The organism is Dendronalium sp. ChiSLP03b, from assembly GCF_034531165.2.
GTDB classification, from domain to species: Bacteria; Cyanobacteriota; Cyanobacteriia; order Cyanobacteriales; family Nostocaceae; genus Dendronalium; species Dendronalium minutum.
In genome coordinates this window covers 1-6,163 of sequence record NZ_JAVRBR020000048.1, presented here as the reverse complement: position 1 = coordinate 6,163, position 6,163 = coordinate 1, and the positions used below count along the sequence as shown (strand labels likewise).

Sequence of the window (6,163 nt, the reverse complement as noted above, 5' to 3'; positions counted from 1 at the left end):
AATTCTCTTAACCATTATCCCTCAAGGCACTAATTCCTCTCTCCGTTTCAAAATCAGCGATCGCACAGTTATTTAAAGCTGTACTTTTTACTTGAATCTGTGAATTATCGCACCTTAAAAACAAAAATACAATACCAATTAAAACAGTTAAGCAGACAGTTAAGACAGTTAAGACAGTTAAGACAGTTAAGACAGTTAAGAGATATTTGCTCAGTAAATTGGGGTAGAAACAAAAAATAAAAATGTAAAGAAACAAAAAATAAAAATGTCAATTAGTATATACTGCGTTATACAATATGACACGTGGCGGAAAAGTTATTTGCTGATAACTCAATATATGCATTGCTGTTAACTATCTACACCAAGGAGATTACAGCAGATGAATCAATGCGTCAGCGACTAGAAATATTCGGCTAAACAATACCTTCAAAACCATGTTTAACGACTCGTTACAAAAGCCTATCATTCTCCAAAAAGCCCAACAATTACATTAAGTCAATTTATTACTTTATTTATGGTTAAAATGCTTATTTATTCAGAGGTAATAAGGAACAAGCAATAGGGAAACCCACCCTTACGCATAGTGGGATTAAAACAATGACGCTATTTTTTTTCGTGCTATGCAACCTCAGAAAACGTCTTTTAAAAACAGGGCTTTAAACCCAGAACTAAAGTTTTTATCACTGTTCCCTGTTCCCTTCTTTTGTAAGGGTTGGAGCATTAAAACTACTTCTATAAACTAGCTTACTTATTACGTAAAATCTTAGTTTAGTTTCAGAATATGCCAACCCAAGTTATTCAAGCTCAACCTCCAACAAATGCTTTTTTAGGTTTTATTCAATTTTGGAAAGATGTAAAAGCGGTCGCCCAACCTTACTGGTATCCAAACGAGCCAGGAGACAGAGCATTTTCAGAAGTGATTCGCTCGTGGGGAATGCTTATTCTCCTGATATTATTAATAATTGTGCTTGTTGGTGCAAATGTTTTTAATAGCTTTATTAATCGCTATTTGGCTGATATCATCATTAAAGAGAAGGAAATCTCTAAGTTTTATGATGCTTTACTGCTTTATGGTTCAGCTTTAGCATTGGGAACTCTCTTAACGGGGTTCTCCAGGCTAGTGAGAAAAAAAATTGCTATAGATTGGTATCAATGGCTGAATAATAAGATTTTATCAAAATATTTAAACAATCGAGCTTATTACAAAATCAACTTTAAATCTAATATTGATAATCCAGATCAACGTTTATCTCAAGAAATCGAACCCATTGCAAGCAATGCTTTAAGTTTTTCAGCTACTCTCCTAGAAAAAATACTGGAGATGACAGCTTTTTTATTAGTTCTTTGGTCAATCTCTCAGTCTGTTGCACTGATTTTAGTTAGTTATACAGTTATAGGAAATTTGATTGCTGTTTACTTGACTCAAGAATTAAATAAAATTAATCGAGAAGAACTCGAAGCGAAAGCTGACTACACCTATTGCCTGACTCATTTCCGTACTCATGCTGAATCAGTAGCATTCTTTCGAGGAGAGAACCAAGAATTAAATATTATTGCCCGCCGATTTAGTAATTTGATAAAAAATGCTAAACGTAAAATTGATTGGGAGAAGAACAATGAGATTTTTAATAGAGGTTATCAATCTGTAATTCAAATATTTCCATATATAGTATTTGGACCTTTACAAATTAGAGGTGAAATGGAATTTGGAGAAATTATCCAAGCATCTGTATGTTGCTATTTTTTTGCTAATGCTTTGGGTGATTTAATTAATGAATTTGGGAACTCTGGAAGGTTTTCTAGCTATGTTGAACGATTATCTGAATTTTCAGATGCGTTAGAAGCTGTTACCAAACAACCAGAGGATGTAACTACCATTAAAACAATAGAAGAAAATCAGATCGTTTTTGAGAATGTCACTTTACAAACACCCGACTATGAACAGGTGATAGTTGAAGAATTGTCACTGTCTGTTAGAGCAGGAGAAGGTTTATTGATTGTTGGGCCTAGCGGTCGAGGTAAAAGTTCTCTCCTCAGAGCGATCGCTGGTTTGTGGAATGCGGGGACTGGCCGTTTGGTGCGGCCTCCATTAGAAGAAGTTTTATTTTTACCCCAACGTCCTTACATAATTTTAGGAACCTTGCGCGAACAGTTGCTTTATCCTAATACAAATCGTCAAATGACCGACGCACAACTCAAAGAAGTTTTGCAACAAGTCAACCTACAAAACTTGCTCAGTCGAATTGAAGGCTTTGATACAGAAGTTCCTTGGGAGAACATACTATCGCTAGGAGAACAACAACGTCTGGCTTTCGCACGATTATTAGTTACTCATCCAAGGTTCACGATATTAGATGAAGCAACAAGTGCCTTAGATCTGAAAAATGAAGGTCATTTATATCAACAGTTACAAGAAACGAAAACAACATTTATTAGTGTGGGACATAGAGAAAGCCTATTTGATTATCATCAATGGGTATTAGAACTTGCACAAAATTCCAACTGGAAACTTATGAAGGTACAAGATTATCGGAATCAAAAAGGTCAAAAAGAAAGTATTACTAAACTTAACACAAATGGTCAAATCAAAATAGATAACTCATCTCAAGATAAGTCCCAAAATGAATCAGAGAGCAGCACAATCAAAAAACTTTCTCATAAGGAAATGAATGAATTAACCTACTATTCTGTTTCTACTATTAGAAGTAAGGCAAGCAAAGGGGAGTTTATCACTACTAGAGACGGCGTTACCTATGGATATGATAAAGATCCTAAAGTCTTGAAATGGGTGAGAGTTTAGTGGCTACTATCCCTAAGAAATCAAGGAAGTACTTTTTGTCAAACAGTTAAACTGAAGAATATCAAAAATTAGCTCTGGCAGTTGAAAAATCAGAAATAATGTCGCTAATTACCAAAGTCGATGAATTATTCGTCCAGTGGGATAAACCTAATTCTCCTGGCTGTGCTATTGCTGTTATTCAGAATGGGGAGATAATTTACCAACGCGGTTATGGTATGGCCAACTTGGAATATAACATTCCCCTAACCTCTAATTCTGTCTTTGATATCGCTTCTAACTCCAAGCAATTTACAGCAATGTGTATCGTTTTACTAGCCAGACTAAAATTGCTTAACTTCGATGATGAATTACAAAAATATATTCCAGAAATTCCTCAGTATAGTCACTCTATTACTATCCGCTATCTAATCGACCACACCAGCGGTTTGCGTGACTATTTAACGCTAATATTATTTGCTGGAATGATATTTGAGAATAATTATTCAAACGAAGAAATTATTGCCTTAATTGCTCGACAACAAAGTTTAAATTTTGTGCCTGGAACCGAGCAATTATACTGTAATTCTGGCTACATTTTATTAGCAGAAATTGTGAAACGTGTCTCTGGCAAATCTCTGCGTGTATTTGCCCAAGAACATATTTTTGCCCCGCTAGGAATGAAAAATACCCATTTTCACGATAACTTCAGAGAAATCGTGAAAAATAGAGCCAATGGATACGCTCCAAAAGATGGAGGCGGTTTCCAGAGTAATATATCTTTTCACGATTTCTGTGGAGACGGACAGCTTTACACAACAATTGAAGATTTACTACTTTGGGATCGGAACTTCTACCACAATATCTTAGGTGGCTACGGACAAGATTTAATTGAAGAGGTAACTACTCCATGCAAACTCAATAATGGCGAAGTTATATCAGGTGCATTTGGGTTGCTGATTGGCGATCGCGGCGGTTTAAAGACAATTAGGCATGGAGGCTCTTGGATGGGTTATCAGAGTGACTTTATTCGATTTCCCGAACGCCAGTTTTCTGTTATCTGTCTGGCTAATTTAAGTACGCTTAACCCGACTAAATTAGCTTTTCAAGTAGCTGATATATATTTAGAAAATGATTATATTAAAGATATTGCTAAACCTATTTCGCGTTCTATTAGCTCTATTAATTTACCTGTAGTGGAGCTACAACCAAAAGCTGGATTTTATCATAACCTCACGACTGGAAGCATATGGGAGTTAAAGATAGAAGATGAAAAATTAATGGCTAAACTAGCATGGATGTATTTTCAACTTATTCCAATTGATACCAATCATTTTCAATCTGTTGATAATGAGACTGACTATAATATTGAGTTTTCTGAAGATATTAATCGAATGATAGTCAAAATAGATATTGGTGATGGTATTAAAACCTACACCCTTGAAAAAATTCTAGATTCTCCAAAAGATATATTAGCAGATTATGTTGGTACTTATTATTCTGCTGAATTAGAGTACCACTTTAAAATAAATCTGGTAGATGATAAATTATATTATAAGAGCAAAGGTTATCCACCATCTCATCTCAAAGTGGCTGGGCAAAACCTCTTTCTTAGATATCTTACATATATAGATAAGTTTGAATTTGTACGAGATCGAGAAGGTCAAATTGTCGCTTTATATCGTTGTAGCGACAGGGTACGAAGACTCTATTTTAGCAAACAGTAAATAATTTTGTTTGTCAAAAATCATTTTCGCAATGACGAAGCAGATTTGCTGTAGTTGCTGAATATGAGTATGAATTGAGTTTGGTCAAAACTGAAAGTTGAAATTGAAATGTAAGGAACTGTATTATGACTGCTGCTTCTAACCAGATTAAATCGTCGATATGGGATAACAAACAAGAGTATCCTTTAACTACAGAATCTTTAAAAATGCTGCTGGAACAACGAATTCCTCTTATTCGGTTGAAAGAATTTGCCACACTCGAAGAGTGTGAGATGTTATATGCTCAAACTCAATTGCTCAACTTTGATGCTTATCAAGATGTGAGTCCCAAGATTGAGCGAGTTGGCATCACAGTGTTTGAATATAATCGCATTAGCAATACCTTAGCCAAAAAAAGAGTATGAAGAGAGAGGGCTGACGTAGTAGAGTTATTGTCTCTCACAACGACAACTCAAAAGCTACAAGCAGCCCATGCCTGATATCTTATCACTGTTGCAATGCCTCCTGCCGCAGATAAAAGCTACAACAATGCGGCAATTGAACCAAATAATCCTAGCCATATTATCGATGAGCGGTCGAGTCACAATGTTGGGAATCTCGCGTTGGACGGGTGTTGGTGGTAGTTATCGAACGATACGGAGATTCTTTGGGACAGTAATACCTTGGGCGACATTGTTTTGGCTATTTTTTCGTCAACATTTGTGGCGAGAAAATGAAGTATATCTACTGGCTGGAGATGAAGTTGTAGTCAGTAAATCGGGTAAACAGACTTATGGGTTAGATAGATTTTTTGTAAGGATTCAGGTGGCAGAGTATTGACAAAGGGGACAGTTGAGGTAGAGTATCACAGATATGAACCAAAGCCTGCCTCAAGATATAGACCTGGAAAACTTGAACCAGTTACCGAAAGAAAAGCTGGTAGAGATAATTATTGAGCAGAGCAAGGTAATACGTGAATTACAAAAAACCATCTTAGAACTACAGCAAGAAATAGAGCGTTTAAAAGTCAGTAGAGATTTAGACAGTTCTAATTCGTCGAAACCACCATCACAAGACATTCACAAAAAGAGCGAAAACAAAAAAGCACCGCCCCAAGACCAATCAAATCATTCCAAAAGAAAACCAGGGGGACAGCCAGGACATCAAGGTAAGACTCGTAAAGGTTTTGGCAGAATAGATCGGTTTGAAATTTTACGTCCTCTTAATTGTATCTGTTGTGGTCACAAAGCATTTGCGAGTGTGGCAGTAAAAGTAGAAAAACAGACTGTAGCGCAATTGGTGGAATGCCCAATAGAAGTAGTGGAGTATCAACGCCAAACCTGTGTGTGTGAATGCTGTGGTAATTTACAAGCAGCACGCTGGCCAGAAGAAATTATTCCAGGACAAGATTTAGGGGTTAAATTACAGGCATTTTTAGGATGGGCAAATAATTATGCACATATGCCCTATGAAAAACAGCCAAGTTTTGTTGTGGGAATTGGGTCAAATTGAAATTGGGCTAGGCACTTTGGTTGCAACCTTCAAGGGGCGACAATCAGCGCAAAACTAAACCAGATAAAGGTTTTGGAGGCACATACTCCTTGAAAAAATTAGGTGCTTATTGAGAATGAACTGTGCAGTTATTAAGCGTTTATCTAGGGGGTACAGTTTGATGGTAAAA

The 6,163-nt window shown here is 36.3% G+C and carries 3 protein-coding genes and 2 pseudogenes; all 5 read left to right on the top strand.

Annotated elements, in window-relative coordinates; all coding sequences use genetic code 11:
- The first annotated feature begins 781 nt into the window (after window positions 1-781).
- Window positions 782-2,800 carry an ABC transporter ATP-binding protein/permease gene (locus RMY31_RS12440; RefSeq protein ID WP_409877893.1) on the top strand — a complete coding sequence of 673 codons (2,019 nt, stop codon included), beginning with the start codon at window positions 782-784 and terminating at the stop codon, window positions 2,798-2,800.
- Window positions 2,801-2,898: 98 nt separating this feature from the next.
- On the top strand, window positions 2,899-4,503 hold the full coding sequence (locus RMY31_RS12435; protein WP_409877892.1) for a serine hydrolase domain-containing protein: 1,605 nt from the start codon (window positions 2,899-2,901) through the stop codon (window positions 4,501-4,503).
- Between the two features lie 125 nt (window positions 4,504-4,628).
- Window positions 4,629-4,907: a hypothetical protein gene (locus RMY31_RS12430; RefSeq protein WP_409877891.1), complete on the top strand. Its 279-nt coding sequence runs from the start codon at window positions 4,629-4,631 to the stop codon at window positions 4,905-4,907.
- 67 nt (window positions 4,908-4,974) lie between these two features.
- Window positions 4,975-5,295: pseudogene (locus RMY31_RS12425) on the top strand (transposase); the annotation flags it as partial.
- 60 nt (window positions 5,296-5,355) lie between these two features.
- Window positions 5,356-6,043: pseudogene (locus tag RMY31_RS12420) on the top strand (DUF6444 domain-containing protein); the annotation flags it as partial.
- Window positions 6,044-6,163: the final 120 nt, after the last annotated feature.

Excerpts from the sequence above, each read along its gene's own strand:
- RMY31_RS12435 (WP_409877892.1), top strand. The coding sequence starts at position 2,899 with ATGTCGCTAATTACCAAAGTCGATGAATTATTCGTCCAGTGGGATAAA.
- RMY31_RS12430 (WP_409877891.1), top strand. The coding sequence starts at position 4,629 with ATGACTGCTGCTTCTAACCAGATTAAATCGTCGATATGGGATAACAAA.
- RMY31_RS12440 (WP_409877893.1), top strand. The coding sequence starts at position 782 with ATGCCAACCCAAGTTATTCAAGCTCAACCTCCAACAAATGCTTTTTTA.